The sequence below is a fragment of the Olsenella sp. An188 genome (genome assembly GCF_002160255.1).
GTDB classification, from domain to species: Bacteria; Actinomycetota; Coriobacteriia; order Coriobacteriales; family Atopobiaceae; genus Thermophilibacter; species Thermophilibacter avistercoris.
Genome location: NZ_NFKF01000001.1, coordinates 474,893 through 491,280, shown reverse-complemented (window position 1 = coordinate 491,280; position 16,388 = coordinate 474,893). Strand labels below are relative to the sequence as shown.

The following is a 16,388-nucleotide window of genomic DNA, read 5'->3' as shown; positions in this document are numbered from 1 at the left end:
CTCGTACGTCCCAGAGTCAGTGAGGGAGAGTGACAATGGCCCGATCACAGAGCGCGGAGCTCGATCGTAAGAAGCTCCTTGCCGACCCCATCATGATGACCACGATCGTGGTGCTCATCGCGTTTCTCACGCTGTTCATCCTGTACCCGCTCGCGATACTGCTCGTCGACAGCTTCATCACGGAGCGCGGCCCGAGCCTCGAGGTCTTCGAGCGCATCTTTCAGATGCAGACCTTCACCACGGCGATCACCAACACGCTCGCGGTCGGCCTGCTGGTGAGCGTGGCCTCGGCGCTCGTGGGGCTGCTGTTCGCCTACGTCGAGGTGTACGTGAAGCTGCGCACGAGGTTCCTCTCGGGCCTCTTCAAGGTCGTCTCGATGCTGCCCGTGGTCTCTCCGCCGTTCGTGCTGTCCCTGTCCGTGATCATGCTCTTCGGAAAGTCCGGCATCATCACGCGCTACCTGCTCGGCATCTACGACAACTCGGTCTACGGCTTCTGGGGCATCTTCGTCGTCCAGACGCTGACGTTCTTCCCCGTGTGCTACATGATGCTGCGCGGCCTGCTCAAGAACATCGACCCCTCCCTCGAGGAGGCGGCGCGCGACATGGGCGCCGGCCGCTGGAAGGTCTTCACGAGCGTCACGCTGCCCCTCATCCTTCCCGGCCTGGGCAACGCGTTTCTCGTCACCTTCATCGAGTCGATCGCCGACTTTGCCAACCCCATGATCATCGGCGGTTCGTACGACACGCTTGCCACTACTATCTACCTGCAGATAACCGGGGCCTATGACAAGGAGGGCGCCGCTGCGATGGCGGTGGTGCTGCTGTGCATCACGCTGCTCATGTTTATCGTGCAGAAGTACGTCCTCGAGGCGAAGAGCACGGCCACGCTCACCGGCAAGGCCTCGCGGGCGCGCATGCTCATCACGGACCGCTCCGTGACGCTGCCGCTCACCATCCTGTGCGCCATCATCGCCGTCTTCGTGGTCGTCATGTACGCGTGCGTGCCCTTCGGCGCCCTCTTCAAGACCTGGGGCTACGACTTCACGCTCACGCCCAAGTGGTTCATCCAGGTCTTCGAGCGCTACCATGGCCTTGAGGCGTTCCGCGACTCCTTCGTGCTCTCGCTCATAGCCGCGCCACTCACGGCCCTGCTCTCGATGATCATCTCCTACCTCGTGGTCAAGCGAAACTTCCGCACCAAGGGCTTCATCGAGTTCGTCTCGATGCTCGCCATGGCGGTCCCTGGCACGGTGCTCGGCGTCGGCTTCATCCGCGGCTTCTCCGCGGGCGTCTTCCGCACCGGGTTCCTCCAGGGGCTCTACGGCTCGGCTGCCATCCTGGTCATCGTCTTCATCGTGCGCTCCCTGCCCACGGGCACGCGCTCGGGCATCTCGGCCCTGCGTCAGATCGACAAGTCCATCGAGGAGAGCGCCTACGACATGGGCGCGGACAGCTTCACGGTCTTCCGCACGGTGACGCTGCCGCTCATCAAGGACTCGTTCCTCTCCGGCCTCGTGACCGCGTTCGTGCGCTCCATCACGGCCATCTCGGCAATCATCCTGCTCGTGACGCCTCAGTTCTTCCTCATCACCGTTCAGATCAACGAGTTCGCCGAGAAGGGCTCCTACGGCATCGCGTGCGCGTTCGCCACGATCTTGATCGCGATCACCTACGGCTCGGTTCTGCTCATGAACCTTGTCATCAAGCACTTTGGGACCAGCAAGTACACCGAGGAGGCCTAGAGCATGGCTAAGGAGAAGAAGGGCGTGCGCCTCGAGCACGTCTCCAAGATCTACCAGGACCCCAAGACCAAGAAGGACTTCTACGCGGTTCATGACGCCAACATTGACATCGCCCCGGGCGAGTTCGTCACGCTGCTCGGCCCCTCCGGCTGCGGGAAGACCACGATCCTGCGCATGATCGCCGGATTCGAGAGCCCCGACGAGGGCGAGATCTACCTCGGCGGCGAGCCCATCAACGCCCTCACGCCCAACAAGCGCGACACGGCGATGGTCTTCCAGAGCTACGCGCTGCTGCCCCACTACAACATCTTCGACAACGTGGCCTACGGCCTCAAGCTGCGCAAGATGCCCAAGGAGCAGATCGCCGAGAAGGTCCACGCGATCTTGTCGCTGGTGGGGCTGGAGGGCATGGAAGACCGCATGACCAACCAGCTCTCTGGAGGCCAGCAGCAGCGCGTCGCGCTCGCGCGCGCCCTGGTGATCGAGCCGGGCGTCCTGCTGTTCGACGAGCCGCTCTCCAACCTTGACGCGAAGCTGCGCGTGGACATGAGAAACGAGATCAGGCGCATCCAGCAGGCGGCCGGTATCACGGCCATCTACGTCACGCACGACCAGTCCGAGGCCATGGCCCTCTCGGACAACATCATCGTCATGAAGAAGGGCGTCGTCGACCAGATCGGCGACCCGCACACGGTCTACTACCACCCCGTGGACGAGTTTGTTGCCGACTTCATCGGCGAGTCCAACTTCCTGCGCGGCAAGCTCAGCGAGAAGGACGGCGAGTCCGGCGTGGCGACGATCGAGGGGCACCCGGTCGAGGTCGCGAGCGTGGGGCACCTCTCGCAGGGCAGCGACTGCGTGCTCGTGCTGCGTCCCGAGGCGGCCAAGCTCGCCGACGAGGGCGTGCTCCCGTGCAAGGTGACGCTCTCGCGCTTCATGGGCAACTACCAGAACTACCAGGTCATGGTTGGCGACACACTGGTCAAGATCACCGACTTCAACCCCAAGAACCACAAGATCTACGAGGTCGGCGACGAGGCCTTTGTCCAGTTCACGCCCGAGGACGTGCACGTGCTCTAGCGGCGCGGCGCCGGAGGGCGATGCGGCCGGAGCCGCGGCCGGCGCCGCATCGCCCGAAGTTGGCGGTTGTGTGCAACAACTTTGATGACGTCTGTCCCGAAGGCGGCGGATGTTGCCCCAGGCCGCGCGTTCTTCTCGGTTGTGAGCAAAACCTTTGATGGGAAAGGCCCCGTTTCATAAAAGATGTTGCACACAACCGAGAAGAACCGCGCGGCGGAAGCCAGCTCCCGTGCGCGGGGATCTTCAATACTCACAATCGCGGTTTTGTGGCGTGTCCGGCGCCGCGGGCGGCGGTGCCGGACGTCGTGCTGCCCTGGCATCGTCCGGGGGAGGTGGCGTGACCCCGCGGGGGTGGGCGGGGCGCCACGAGCCGACGGCTCTTCTCTCTTGAGCTTTTCCCGCGACGATGCAAAAGCCGTAAGATGGTGGGGAATACGTGCGCGGGCCACGGGGCGCCCGCGCGACCGAAGGGAACCCCATGATTCGCAAGGACCGCGAGATCACCGACCGTGCTGCGCAGCTCGCCATCATCGACGCGTGCGACGTCTGCCGCGTGTGCCTCAACGGAGCGGACGGCTACCCCTACGTGGTGCCGCTCAACTTTGGCGTCGACGTGGAGGGCGACCAGGTGACGCTCTACTTTCACTGTGCGAACCGCGGCGAGAAGCTCGACCTTCTTGCCTGCGACCCGCGCGCGACCTTTGAGATGGACTGCGACCACGAGCTCATCTTCTACGACGAGCGCATGAGCTGCACGATGGGCTACCGCAGCGTAATCGGCCGCGGGAGGCTCGAGGTGGTGCCGGAGGCCGAGAAGGTGCGCGGGCTCGACATCCTCATGCGCCACTACCATGCGGAGGAGTTTGCCTACAATCCTCGGACGGTGCCTGCGACCACGGTCCTGCGCCTGCGCGTGGAGCAGATGACCGGCAAGCGCCGCGACAACATGCACCCCGGCGAGTCCCGCTGGACTCCGCCGGCGCGCTAGAGCCGCGGCCTTCTCCGTGCGCGTCGTCCCTGCGACAAAACCGGAGTTGTGAGTATTTGCGGGAGCTGTGCGCCGCGCGGGCATCAAACCCATTGGAAAGCGCCAGTTGTGTGCAACACGTTTTATGTGACGGCAAGGGCGTCGCCGCTTTTCTCGCCAGATTTGCGTGAAGCGGGCGGTTGTGTGCAACAACTTTGATGAAACGGGCTCTTAGGGCGGGCGACATATCAAAGTTGTTGCACACAACCGGCAGATTGGCGGGAGAAGAGGGGCCGAGAAGAACGCGACGCCGAGGAGGACGAGCGCCTGCCGTCGAGAAGGACGAGCACCTTCCGCCGAGAAGGACGTGCGGCCGAGAAGAACCGCGCGCTCGCGGCTACCCCTCGAAGCCGGCGTCGTCGGCGAGGTCGCGACCGTCCGCCGCGGCCGTGGCCAGCTCGTCGCAGCGCTCGTTCTCGGGATGCCCCGCGTGGCCCTTGACCCACACCCACGTGACCTCGTGCGGCGCAGCTGCCGCGATGAGGCGCCGCCAGAGGTCCACGTTCTTGACGGGCTGCTTGCTCGCGGTCTTCCAGCCGCGCCGCTGCCACCCGGCGATCCACCCCTTGGTGAAGGCGTTGACCACGTACTGGGAGTCCGTCGTCATCGTGACCACGCACGGGCGCCGCAGCGCCTCGAGCGCTGCGATCGCGCCCATGAGCTCCATGCGGTTGTTGGTGGTGCGGCGGTATCCCGCCGAGAGCTCGCGCTCGTGCGCGACGCCGTCGGGGCCGGTGTAGCGCAGCACCGCGCCGAAGCCGCCCGGTCCGGGGTTGCCGCGCGAGGAGCCGTCCGACCATGCGTCCACGTGCATGCGCACGGCGCCCCCGTCGTGCTCTCGCGCAAACTCCGTCCAGCTCGCCACTACTTCGCCTCCGCCCAGTTGGCGCCGTAGGAGACCTCGGCCAGAAGCGGCACGCGCAGCTCAACCACGCCCTCCATCGTCTCGCGCACGAGCTCGCTCACGGCTGCGACCTCGGCCTCGGGCACCTCGAGGTCCAGCTCGTCGTGGATCTGCAGCACGAGCTTGGCGGAGAGGCCCTCCTCGGCCAGGCGCGCCGCCACGCGCACCATCGCGATCTTGATGATGTCGGCAGCGGTGCCCTGCATGGGGTGGTTCATGGCCGTGCGCTCGCCAAAGGCCACGAGCTGGCGGTTCTTCTGCCTGAACTCCTTGATGTGGCGCTTGCGCCCGTAGAGCGTCTCGGCGTAGCCGCGCTCGTGGGCCACGCGCACCGCCTCGTCGAGGAAGGCGCGCACGCCGGGGTAGGCCTCGAAGTAGCGGTCGATCATCTCCTGCGCCTCGGCGCGGCCGATCTTGAGCGAGCTCGCCAGGCCAAAGGCCTGCTGCCCGTAGACGATGCCGAAGTTCACCGCCTTCGCCCGGCTGCGCAGCTGCGGCGTGACCTCCTCGACCGGCACGCCAAAGACGCGCGCCGCCGTGGCCGCGTGGAAGTCCGCGCCCTCGCAGAACGCGGCGACGAGGTGCTCGTCCCCGGAGAGGTGGGCCAGCAGCCTCAGCTCGATCTGAGAGTAGTCGCAGGCGAGAAACACGTGGCCCTCCGGCACCGTGAACGCCTGGCGCACGCGGTGGCCGAGCTCGGAGCGCGTGGGGATGTTCTGCAGGTTGGGGTCGGAGCTCGAGAGGCGCCCGGTGGCCGTGACCGTCTGGTTGAGCGTGGTGTGGATGCGCCCGTCGCCGGCCACGAGCGCCGGCAGCGCGTCGAGGTAGGTGCTCTTGATCTTGGCGCGCTCGCGGTACTCCAGCACCTCGGCCACGATCTCGTGGTCGCGCGCGAGGTCGCCGAGCACCTTGGCGTTGGTGGAGTAGAAGCCGCGCTTGGTGCGCTTGAGGCCATAGGTCGGCAGGCCCAGCACGTCGAAGAGCACGTGGGAGAGCTGCTGGGGGGAGTCGATGTTGAACTCCTCCCCGGCGGCCGCGTGGATCTTCTCGACCATGCCGGAGATCTCCGCGCCGAGCTCCTCCGACTGCGCGGCCAGCACGGAGGTGTCCACCGCCAGGCCCTCGCGCTCCATCTGCGCGAGCACCGGCAGGAGCGGCATCTCCATCTCGTCGAACAGGCGGGAGGACCCGTCGGTCTCCAGGCGCTCGCGCAGCACGCCCACGAGCCGGCGCGCGCACCAGGCGCCGATCGCGGCGGCGGGCAGCTCGTCGGTGGGCTCGGGCAGGGCGTCGGTAAGGTAGCTCTCGGCGAGCTCGGCAACGCCGAAGGAGCCGCGCTCGGACTCGAGCAGGTAGGCGGCCACGGCCACGTCAAAGATGCGCGACGCCTCGACCTCGCGCGGGGAGAGGGCCTCCGGCAGCGAGGAGTCGGCAGGGGAGAGCACGTGGATCAGCGCCTTGACGTCGCCTGCGGCAACGCGCCCCTCGCGCAGCAGGCGCGCGAGCGCGGCGTCGGCGGCGTCTCCCTCGAGCCGGCAGATCTTCTCGCCGGCGGAGGCCCACAGCACGTGGGAGAGCCCGAAGAGGGCGCCGTCCGCGCGGTCGTCGTCCACGGCGCAGCCGACCCAGTCTCCCGCGGAGACCGCCTCGTCGAGGGCCGCGGCCGCCTCCTCGCCCGTGAGCGGCGCGGGCAGCTCCGCGACCGCCGCGGGTGCCGTGGCCTCCTCGGGCATCGCGGCGCGCGCGGCCGCCACGGCGTCCTCGCCGGCCAGGCGCACGAGGCGCCCCGTCATGCCGGTGAAGCCGAGCGCGGAGAAGGCCCGCGCCACCTCGGCCGGGTCGAAGGTGGGGAAGCGCGCGTCGGAGAGGTCCAGCTCGATGGGGGCGTCCGTGCGGATCGTGGCAACGCGGCGGCTCACCAGCGCGTCGTCGATGTGGGCGCGCAGGTTCTCGCCCATCTTGCCCTTGACCTCGTCGGCGTGGGCGATGACCTCGTCGAGGCTGCCGTACTGCACGATGAGCGCGGCGGCCTTCTTGGGCCCGATGCCCGGCACGCCGGGGATGTTGTCGGAGGTGTCGCCCTTGAGGCCGTAGAAGTCCGGCACGAGCTCGGGCGTGATGCCGTGGTAGAGGTCCTCCACCGTGGTGGGGTCCATGATCGCCACGTCCGTGACGCCCTTCTTGGTGGAGACGATCTTCACGTGCTCGGTGGTGAGCTGGTACATGTCGCGGTCGCCGGTGAAGAGGTACATGTCGTAGCCGGCCGCCTCGCCGCGGCGCGCCAGAGTGCCCAGGATGTCGTCGCCCTCCCAGCCCTCGAGCTCGGCCACGGGGACGTCGAGCGCGCGCAGCAGCTCCTTGACCATGGGGAACTGCTCGTGCAGGGCGGGGTCCATCGGCGGGCGCTGGGCCTTGTAGGAGGGGAGCATCTCCATGCGCACGCGCGGCTTGCCCTTGTCGAAGGCGCAGATCACGCCGTCGGGGCGGAAGGTCTCCACGAGCTTGATGAACATGTTGAAGAAGCCGAAGAGAGCGTTGGTGGAGCGACCGTCCGGCGCGTTCATCGGCTGGCGGATCGCGTGGAACGCGCGGTGCATGAGCGAGTTGCCGTCGATGACGGCGATGGTGCGGGCAGCGTCAGACATGGGTGTCCTCTCGTCGTTGTAGTCACTCGATTGTAGGCGAGAAGAACCCGCCTCGCCGCGGGGGAGGCGCGGGCGCACGTCCTTCTCGCCGCCTGCGCCGCCCTTCTCGCCGCACAATTCCGGAATTGTGCGAGAAGCGCCCGGGACGACCCGGCTTCACTAAGCGCGAGAAGAACCTCAACTGGGAAAACTCCCTCCGCACGTCCCGCCCGGCCGCACAATTCCGGAATTGTGCGGCCACGGGTCATGGGGTGCGGCCACGGGTCTTGGGGGTGCGGCCACGGGTCCCCCCACGTCGCGCCCGCACCCTCCCGCACCCGGCCCGTTGCCCTTCTCGCCACGAAGTCGCCGCGCGCCCGCAACGCTGTCGCCCCGTGAGCTTCACGCGGCGGCAACGGTCGTGAAATAATGTGCCGTTAGAGTAATCGGCGGAATTCCAATCCCGCACGCCACCAACAGAAAGGGCGCACATGGGCAAGGACAAGGTCACGCAGGAGTTTGGCAGCCTGCTGTTCACGGACGCCGTGATGCAGGAGCGGCTCCCCAAGCCTACGTACAGGGAGCTTCGCCAGGTCATCGACGACGGCAAGCCGCTCGACCTCGACATCGCCAACGAGGTCGCGCACGCGATGAAGGAGTGGGCGCTCGAGAAGGGCGCCACGCACTTCGCGCACTGGTTCCAGCCGCTCACCGGCATCACCTCCGAGAAGCACGACAGCTTCCTGACTCCCATCAACGACGGCACGATCCTCATGTCCTTCTCGGGCAAGGAGCTCGTCCAGGGCGAGCCCGACGCCTCGAGCTTCCCCTCCGGCGGCCTGCGCGCCACCTTCGAGGCCCGCGGCTACACCGCCTGGGACCCCACGAGCCCGGCCTTCATCAAGGACGAGGTCCTCTGCATCCCCACCGCCTTCGTCTCCTACACCGGCGAGGCGCTCGACAAGAAGACGCCGCTTCTGCGCTCGCAGGTCGCCCTCGAGACGCAGGCCAAGCGCGTGCTCGCCCTCTTCGGCCGCGAGCCCAAGCGCGTCTTCACCACGATCGGCCCCGAGCAGGAGTACTTCCTCGTCAAGGAGGAGGACTTTGAGAAGCGCCCCGACCTCATCTACTGCGGCCGCACGCTCTTCGGCTGCGAGCCGGTCAAGGGCCAGGAGCTCGAGGAGCACTACTTCGGCGCCATCAGGCCCACGGTCAACGCCTTCATGAAGGAGGTCGACGACGAGCTCTGGAAGCTCGGCGTGCCCGTCAAGACCAAGCACAACGAGGTCGCCCCGGCGCAGCACGAGCTCGCGCCGATCTTCGAGCAGGGGTCGCTCGCCATCGACGACAACCTCCTCACGATGGAGAAGCTCAAGCTGCTGGCCACGCGTCACGGCCTGGCCTGCCTCGAGCACGAGAAGCCCTTCGAGTACGTCAACGGCTCCGGCAAGCACAACAACTGGTCCATCTGCGCCGACGGCCGCAACCTGCTCGAGCCCGGTGACAAGCCGAGCGAGAACCTGCAGTTCCTCGTGTTTCTCGCCGCGCTCGTGGCCGCCGTCGACGAGCACGCCGACCTGCTGCGCATGAGCGTCGCCTCGGCCGGCAACGACCACCGACTCGGCGCCAACGAGGCGCCGCCCGCCATCATCTCCGTCTTTCTGGGCGACGAGCTCGACGCCATCGTCGAGGCCCTCATCAACAAGGAGGAGCCCGAGGACCACGCCGCCGAGCGCATGGACCTGGGCGTCCCGGCGCTGCCGGACGTCCTGCGCGACTCCACGGACCGCAACCGCACCTCGCCCTTCGCCTTCACCGGCAACAAGTTCGAGTTCCGCATGTGCGGCAGCCAGCAGAACCTGGCCGACCCCAACGTGGTGCTCAACACCGCCGTGGCCGAGCAGTGCGACCGCTTCGCCACCAAGCTCGAGGGCGTCCCCGAGGAGGAGTTCACCACCGTGGCGCTGCGCTGGGTGCGCCACACCCTGCGTGACCACCACCGCGTCATCTTCGAGGGCAACGGCTACTCCGAGGAGTGGGAGGCCGAGGCCGCGCGCCGGGGGCTCCCCAACCTCAAGAGCACGCCGGACGCGCTGCCGTGCATGATCCGCCCCGAGAACATCGCCTTCTACGAGAAGTACCACGTGCTCGACTCCGCCGAGATCCACGCGCGCTACGTCTCCAAGGCCGAGCAGTACGCCAAGCTCCTCAACATCGAGGCCAACACCATGGTCTACATGGCCCGCAGCCTCTACCTGCCGGCGCTCTCGGACTACTCCGGCGACCTCGCGAGCTCCGTTGCCACCAAGGCCGAGATCGGCATCGAGAGCCCGGTCGAGAAGGGCCTCGTGTCCACGATCACCGAGGGCATCACGGCCGTCAGCGCCTCCGCCGACGAGCTCGAGCGCGTGAACGCCGAGGCCCAGCGCATCGAGGACCCGCAGGAGCAGTGCAACGCCTACCGCGACACGGTGCTGCCCGCGATGAGCGTCCTGCGCGCCGCCGTCGACGGCATGGAGAAGGTCTGCGGCGCCGACTACTGGCCGGTCCCGACCTACAACGAGATGCTGTTCTGGGTGTAAGCGGCGATAAGAACGTCCGCTCGCGGCCCGTCCGTTCCCGTAACGGGCGGGCCGCGAGCGGTTCTGCCGAGAAGAACGTCCACGCGCCGCCCGCACTTCTCGCCCGGGCGGGTTCCGGCGGACCCGAGACACCTCCGGGGGATGCCGCCGGACCCAGGCCGTCAGCCCGCCGCCCCCTGCGGCTGCGGAATCACAATCTGCACGTGGAAGGTGCCGTCGTCCGAGCGGGTCTTCATGTGCCCGTGGTACTTCTCGACCACCATCTTTATGCTGCGCAGGCCAAACCCGTGCGCGTGCCTGTCCTCCTTGCTCGTCCTCGGCAGTCCGTCCGCTCCCATGACGAGCTCCTCGCCCAAGTAGTTCTCGCAGTGCAGCACGAGCAGGCGGCCCCTGCGCACGGCGCGGAGGTTGATGATTCTCCTGGACGTGTCCTCTATGCGGGCGGCGGCCTCGAGCGCGTTGTCGAGGACGTTGCCAAAGAGCGCGTAGAGGTCGACCTCATCGAGAAAGCCAAACTCCGCCCCGTCGATGAGGTAGGCGAGCGTGGTCTGCTGCGTCTGGGCCTGCATGAGCTTTTGTGTGAGAAGGACGTCGAGCGCCCGGTTTCCGGTCTTTGCCTTGTTGTCGTAGGCCTCGATGGACTCCTGGATCTCCCTGATTGCCCCGCTCGTGCGCGCGTCGTCGCGCGACAGGGCAAGAAGCATCCCGAGCTGCTTCTTGAGGTCGTGACTGCGTGCGTTGATGATGTCGACGGAATGCTTGGTCAGCTCGTACTGCTCTCGCTTTGACCTCCAGAGCTCCTGGAGCAGCGCCTGCTCGCGCTCGAGGCGCGAGCGCGCCAGGATGCCGGACTGGATGGCAAGGGTGAGCAGGCAGCAGATGATGGCGTAGGCGTTCTCGGTGACCGACCACATGGCGGTCTGCCCGTACATCAGTATGGGCACGTAGTTGAGCACGAGGTCGGCCACGATGACCACGGAGACGAGTGCGAGAAGCTGGCCGTTGTTGACGGCCGCGTCCCGGCTTGCCTGAAGCGTGCGAGAGAAGACGACGGCGACCACGAGCATGAGCGGGACGGTGACGAGGGTGACGTAGAAGCCTCCCGACTGCAGGTCGGTGTAGAAGGTGAGCAGGCCCGCGACCCTCCAGCCCATGTGCTGCACGTTGTATGCGGCAAGCCCAAAGAAGAGGGCCTCCTGCGCGCTGAGGTCGAAGCACATGCCGAGCCCCATGACCACGCTCGCAAAGACGATGCCATAGCGCAGCAGGTTGAGGTAGCCGTCATGAAGAAGTGCCGCGCCGAGAAGGGCGGCCCCGAGCGTGAGCGCGCACGCGGCGAGGGCGCGCGCCGCAAACGCCGTTCTCCTGGGCTCGCGGAGCATGAGAAAGGCGGCGGCAAACAGGAGCTCGACGGCAAACCCAAAGGTGTCGTAGGAAACGAGCGACGCAACGGCCCCCATGCTAGACCCCCAGGCAGAGCGTGAGCGCGTCCATGAACTCCTGCTTGCGCTGTCGGCTGACGGGAAGGACGTCGGTGCCCACGGTGACCTCGCTGCCGCTCACGGACGAGACGTGCTCGAGGTTGACCAGGTAGGCGTTGTGGCAGCGGCAGAAGTGCATGCCCCGCAGTTCGTCCTCGACCTCGCGCATGGAGCCGCGCTTCTTGTGTGTCCTCTGCGTCGTGTGAAAGAAGAGCGAGTGGCGCACGACCTCGACGTAGAGAATCGAGGAGACGGGAAAGCGGACCATCCCCTCCGCCGTCTGGATGACGTAGGGGCGCGCCTGGCGCAGCGCGGCCGCGCTGAGGGCCTTGTTCATGGCGAGGGAGAGCGCCGGGTAGGAGACGGGTTTGAGCAGGTAGGACAAGGCGTCGACCTCGTAGCCGCTTACGGCGAAGCTCGCGATGTTGGTGACAAAGACGATGACCGCGCGGGGGTCGATGATCCTGAGCGCCCGGGCGGCGCTCATGCCGTTGGCGCCGGGCAGCTCGATGTCCATGAGAATGACGTCATAGACCGGCTCGTAGCTCTTGAGGAACGACTCCGCGCGGTCAAACGCGGTGATGCGCAGGCCGCTCTTGTCGCCTCCGTCGCGCTGTGCGACAAAGCGGGCAAGATGGGCCCTCAGCGCCTCGAGGTCCTCTGACGAGTCCTCAACGATGGCCACGTTAAAAGCCATGTTCCTCCCCAACCTTAAGCTCCCCTGACAATTCTATCCCGCCTCGCGCGCGAGCGCTTGCTCCCGTCGTGCCAACCGTGCCGGGGCGCCGTCCAACCGTGCCGGTCCCCCTTGAGCCGCCTGTGGGGAGAGCCTGAGAATCGCCTGAAAGTAGGGCGTCGCATCCGGCTGCCAGGCGTCGCGTCCGGCTGCGACAAGAGAGAGGAGAAAGGAAGGTCATGAAACGAGGAAGAAAGGTAGGCATCGGGCTTCTTGCCGTGCTCGCGTGCATCGCGGTGGGCGCCGCGGTCGCGATGTTCGGGGTCTTCTCCGACCAGCTTGACAAGGCGTTCCCGGCGCCTGTCGAGAAGGACGAGTCGACGCAGGAGTCCTACGACAACGGGCTTGCCGTTGCGCAGGAGATCGAGGAGGAGGGTGCGGTGCTGCTCAAGAACGACGGCGCCCTCCCGATGGAGAACACCAAGATCAACCTTCTTGGCTACGGGGCCTACAACCCCGTGTACGGCGGAACGGGCTCGGGAGGCAGCTCCTACACCGAGAACCGCACCGACTTTGTGACGGCCTTCTCCGATGCCGGCATCGAGGTCAACCCGGCGACGGCGGCCGTCTACCAGGGTGACGGCGACGAGGGTGCCAACACCTTCGAGGTGGACTTCTCCATCCCCGAGGCCCCTGCGACCGAGGAGCTGGCCGCCGAGTACGGCGTTGACTTCAAGTACACGGGCGACGCCTCCTTCGAGGCCATGAGGGAGTACTCCGACACCGCCGTCATCGTGATCTCCCGCAAGGGCGGCGAGGGCAACGACCTGCCCACGAGCATGGCCCAGTACGGCAGGACGGCGAGCGACCAGGCCAAGCACTATCTCGAGCTCAACGACGCCGAGCTCTCCCTGGTGGAGCAGGCCAAGGGCACCTTTGAGCGCGTGATCGTGCTCATTAACAGCGGCAATGCCCTCGAGCTGGGCTTTGTCGAGGACGGTGGCGCGGGCGACGCGAGCGCGACCGGCGACGTGGACGCCGCCCTGTGGGTCGGCGACCCCGGTGACGTGGGCACGCGCGCCGTCGCGAGCATCCTCAAGGGCGAGGTGAACCCCTCCGGCCGCACGGCGGACATCTACCCCTATGCGGTCGAGACCACCCCCTCGTTCTACAACTTCGACACCTACACCTACACCAACTCGAGCGACTGCTTCCAGGCGTTCGACTCCCACCCGGCCTACCTGATCAACTACCAGGAGGGCATCTACGTGGGGTATCGCTACTACGAGACGCGCGAGTCCTACGACTACACGACGCTCGAGGGCGAGAAGGTCACGGGCGCGAGCTACGACGACGTGGTCCAGTACCCGTTTGGCTACGGCCTCTCCTACACCACCTTCGACTGGAAGGTGAGCGACGTCACCCCCGAGGGCTCCATCGACCAGGGAACCACCCTCAAGGTGACGGTCGACGTGACCAATACCGGTGACGTGGCCGGCAAGGACGTCGTGGAGCTCTACTACACCGCCCCGTACTACTCCGACGGCTCCGCCATCCAGAAGCCCGGCGCGGTGCTCGGCGGGTTTGCCAAGACCCCGCTCATCGAGCCCGGCGAGACGCAGAGCGTGACCATCGAGCTCCCCGTCGAGGACATGGCCTCCTACGACGACCGCTGCTACTACAGCGAGAACGGCTCCTACGTGCTGGAGCGGGGCGACTACGTCATCTCCGTGCGCCGCGACTCCCACACCGTGGTCGACGAGTACACCTATGCCATCGACGCCTCCATCGTCTTCAACGAGTCCGACGCCTCCACGGGCGTCGAGCAGGGCGCGCGCTACGTGGGCAAGCGCAGCTCCGACGCCGAGCTCGCCACCAACCGCTTTGAGGACGTGGCCGGCGACGTTGCCTACATGACCCGCGACACCTGGGAGATCGTGCCCGGCTCCGACGAGGAGGCCACGCCCGAGATGCTGGAGACCTTCTCCTCCGCCCTCGAGCTGCCGGACTACGAGAACCCCGAGGACGAGATGCCGACGACCGGCGCCAAGAACGGCGTCACGCTCACGGACCTCAAGGGCAAGGACTACGACGACCCGCAGTGGGAGGAGCTTCTCGACCAGCTGACCGTCGACGACCTCAACGCGATCCTCGCCACCAACGGCTGGGGCAGCGCGGCCATCGACGCCATCGGCAAGCCGCAGACCTACGACATGGACGGCCCCTCCGCGATCAGCTACGTCTTTGACGCGTTTGCTGGGACCTGCACCTACGAGACCGTGACCTATCCGTGCGAGGTCGTCCTGGCCTCCACCTGGAACGTGGACGTGGCCACCGACTTTGGCGACGCCATCTCCCGCGAGGCCGCTGCCTGGAACGTCTCCGGCTGGTACGCCCCCGGCGGCAACCTCCACCGCAGCCCCTTCTGCGGCCGCAACTTCGAGTACTACTCCGAGGACCCGACGCTGGCGGGCGCCATGGCCGCGAGCGTAACGGGCAAGGCCACCGAGAACGGCCTCATCGTCTACATCAAGCACTTCGCCCTCAACGAGCGCGAGACCCAGCGACACTTTGGCCTGTGCACCTGGGCCAGCGAGCAGTCCATGCGAGAGATCTACCTCGTTCCGTTTGAGGTCGCCGTCAAGGACGGGCACTCGCTCGGCATCATGAGCGCCTACAACAACCTGGGCACCACCTGGGCGGGCGCGAGCTCCGCGCTGCTCAAGGGCGTGCTGCGCGGCGAGTGGGGCTTCAACGGGTGCGTCCTGACGGACAACCTCGAGCAGCACGGCTTCATGGACACCGAGGTGGCCATCCTGAACGGCGGGTCCTCCACGCTCTGCAACGGCATGTTCTCGCAGGACGACGTCAACACGCTCGCCCAGACCGCAAGCGGAATGAAGCACCTGCGCGAGGCCGCGCACCAGTACCTCTACGCCGAGGCCAACAGCAGCGCCACCGAGGGCCCGGCCGCGGAGCCCGCCTGGCGCATGCCCGCCCGTCTGGGCCTTGGCGCCCTCGGCGTGGCAAGCGTGATCGGCATCGTGGTCCTTGTCGCCACCGGCCGAAAGGGGAGCGCCAAGACCGACGCTTAGCAAGGACGCGTAGCAAGGGCGCACAAGCCCTGCGATGGCGAGAAGGACGAGCGGCGGGTCTGCTCGTCCTTCTCGCCTTTTCTGTAGCCGCCCGCGTTGGCCGTGCGGGCGAGTTCCGGACGGTTTGGGGTGGGGAAGTGACCGCAGGCCGCCCGCACTTCTCGCCCGGGCAAGTTCTGGACGGTTCTGCCGAGAAGAACGTCTACTCGCCGCCCGTACCCGCACCCTGCTCGTTCAGGCGGGCCACCAGCTCGGGCAGCTGCCGGGCGAGCTCGGACATGGGCCCGCGCCAGACGGCGCGCCCGGGCCGGCCGTGGCCCACGTAGGCGGTGCGCAGCCCGCACTCGGGGCGCGCGAAGTCGCGCGTGGCGTCGTTTCCCACCATGAGGCACTCCTCGAGGCGCACCCCGAGCTGGTTGGCGAACTCCTGGTAGTACTGCGCGCACGGCTTGCAGCGACTCGAGTTGGCGAGCGTGGAGACGAGCGCGAAGTCGTCCTCGGACACCCCGGCCCACCCCATGCGCGCCCGGTCGCACGCGAGCGAGAACGTGGGGTTGGTGGCCAGCGCGCAGACGAGGCCCGCCCTCCACACGCCGTCAACGGCCTCGCGCGCGCCCTCCACGGGGCGCGCCGACACGACGCCGCCCGCGTAGCCCGGCACGACCTCACGCTCGTAGCACTCCATGAGGTCGGCGATCACGGGGTCGTCCAGCGGGATTCCGCAGGCCGAGAAGAACGTCTGGTTGAAGAGCTGCTCGTTGGTGAGGGAGTCGGCGCGGTCCTGCGCGTCTATGGCGAGGAAGCTTCCCGCGAAGGGGGCGGCGAGCGAGAGCGGGCTCACGCGCGCGGCGCTCGCGAGCAGGCGCGAGGCCCCGGCCACGTAGCGGGCGATGAAGGCCATGAGGTTGAGGCGCAGCAGCGTGTCGTCCAGGTCGAACAGCACGGCCCTGATCATGGCGGCCCTCCCTTCGCGCTCTCGTCCGCGACCGGACGTCCTTCTCGGCGGCTCTCTTACGAGAAAATAATAAATACCCATCCGTCTCGCTTGAAATACACACGCGAAAAACGTTACTCTATCCCCCGTGTGGGCAAAGGGCCCGCACAAACGTATCTGTCGGCCCCCGAGAGCATGTAAGTTTCCACGTAGACGCCACGATTCTAGGCACTGCAGGCA

At 67.0% G+C, this 16,388-nt stretch carries 10 protein-coding genes; 5 read left to right on the top strand and 5 right to left on the bottom strand.

What is annotated here, in order from left to right; translation table 11 throughout:
- The first annotated feature begins 35 nt into the window (after positions 1-35).
- The 3 genes from B5F23_RS02200 (at position 36) to B5F23_RS02190 (ending at position 3,813) form a co-directional block, all read left to right on the top strand.
- Entirely contained in the window at positions 36-1,745 is a 1,710-nt protein-coding gene (locus B5F23_RS02200) for an ABC transporter permease (RefSeq protein WP_087351156.1), read from the top strand.
- Between the two features lie 3 nt (positions 1,746-1,748).
- On the top strand, positions 1,749-2,825 hold the full coding sequence (locus tag B5F23_RS02195) for an ABC transporter ATP-binding protein (RefSeq protein ID WP_087351153.1): 1,077 nt from the start codon (positions 1,749-1,751) through the stop codon (positions 2,823-2,825).
- Between the two features lie 478 nt (positions 2,826-3,303).
- Positions 3,304-3,813 (top strand): pyridoxamine 5'-phosphate oxidase family protein, encoded by a 510-nt coding sequence (locus B5F23_RS02190; protein WP_087351150.1) that lies wholly within the window; start codon positions 3,304-3,306, stop codon positions 3,811-3,813.
- A 376-nt stretch (positions 3,814-4,189) separates the two neighbouring features.
- Here the strand turns inward: B5F23_RS02190 and rnhA are convergent, their stop codons facing one another.
- Together rnhA and polA are read right to left on the bottom strand one after the other, a co-directional pair.
- Complete coding sequence (rnhA, locus tag B5F23_RS02185) at positions 4,190-4,666, bottom strand: ribonuclease HI (RefSeq protein WP_087351394.1); 477 nt, start codon at positions 4,664-4,666, stop codon at positions 4,190-4,192.
- A gap of 50 nt (positions 4,667-4,716) precedes the next feature.
- A complete protein-coding gene (gene polA, locus B5F23_RS02180; protein ID WP_087351147.1) occupies positions 4,717-7,401 on the bottom strand; it encodes a DNA polymerase I in 2,685 nt (894 codons plus the stop codon).
- A 470-nt stretch (positions 7,402-7,871) separates the two neighbouring features.
- Here polA and B5F23_RS02175 point away from each other — a divergent pair, with 470 nt between their 5' ends.
- The gene (locus tag B5F23_RS02175; protein WP_087351144.1) at positions 7,872-9,962 is read left to right on the top strand and encodes a glutamine synthetase III family protein; all 2,091 of its coding nucleotides are present in this window, start codon (positions 7,872-7,874) and stop codon (positions 9,960-9,962) included.
- Positions 9,963-10,123: 161 nt separating this feature from the next.
- Here B5F23_RS02175 and B5F23_RS02170 read toward each other — a convergent pair whose 3' ends face one another.
- The gene (locus B5F23_RS02170; RefSeq protein ID WP_087351141.1) at positions 10,124-11,422 is read right to left on the bottom strand and encodes an ATP-binding protein; all 1,299 of its coding nucleotides are present in this window, start codon (positions 11,420-11,422) and stop codon (positions 10,124-10,126) included.
- Between the two features lies 1 nt (position 11,423).
- Complete coding sequence (locus B5F23_RS02165) at positions 11,424-12,140, bottom strand: LytR/AlgR family response regulator transcription factor (RefSeq protein ID WP_087351138.1); 717 nt, start codon at positions 12,138-12,140, stop codon at positions 11,424-11,426.
- A gap of 218 nt (positions 12,141-12,358) precedes the next feature.
- Here B5F23_RS02165 and B5F23_RS02160 point away from each other — a divergent pair, with 218 nt between their 5' ends.
- Positions 12,359-15,214 (top strand): beta-glucosidase, encoded by a 2,856-nt coding sequence (locus tag B5F23_RS02160; protein WP_087351135.1) that lies wholly within the window; start codon positions 12,359-12,361, stop codon positions 15,212-15,214.
- A 202-nt stretch (positions 15,215-15,416) separates the two neighbouring features.
- On the opposite strand, the gene B5F23_RS02155 is transcribed toward B5F23_RS02160, so the two are convergent.
- Entirely contained in the window at positions 15,417-16,169 is a 753-nt protein-coding gene (locus tag B5F23_RS02155) for an HAD family hydrolase (RefSeq protein ID WP_087351133.1), read from the bottom strand.
- Positions 16,170-16,388: the final 219 nt, after the last annotated feature.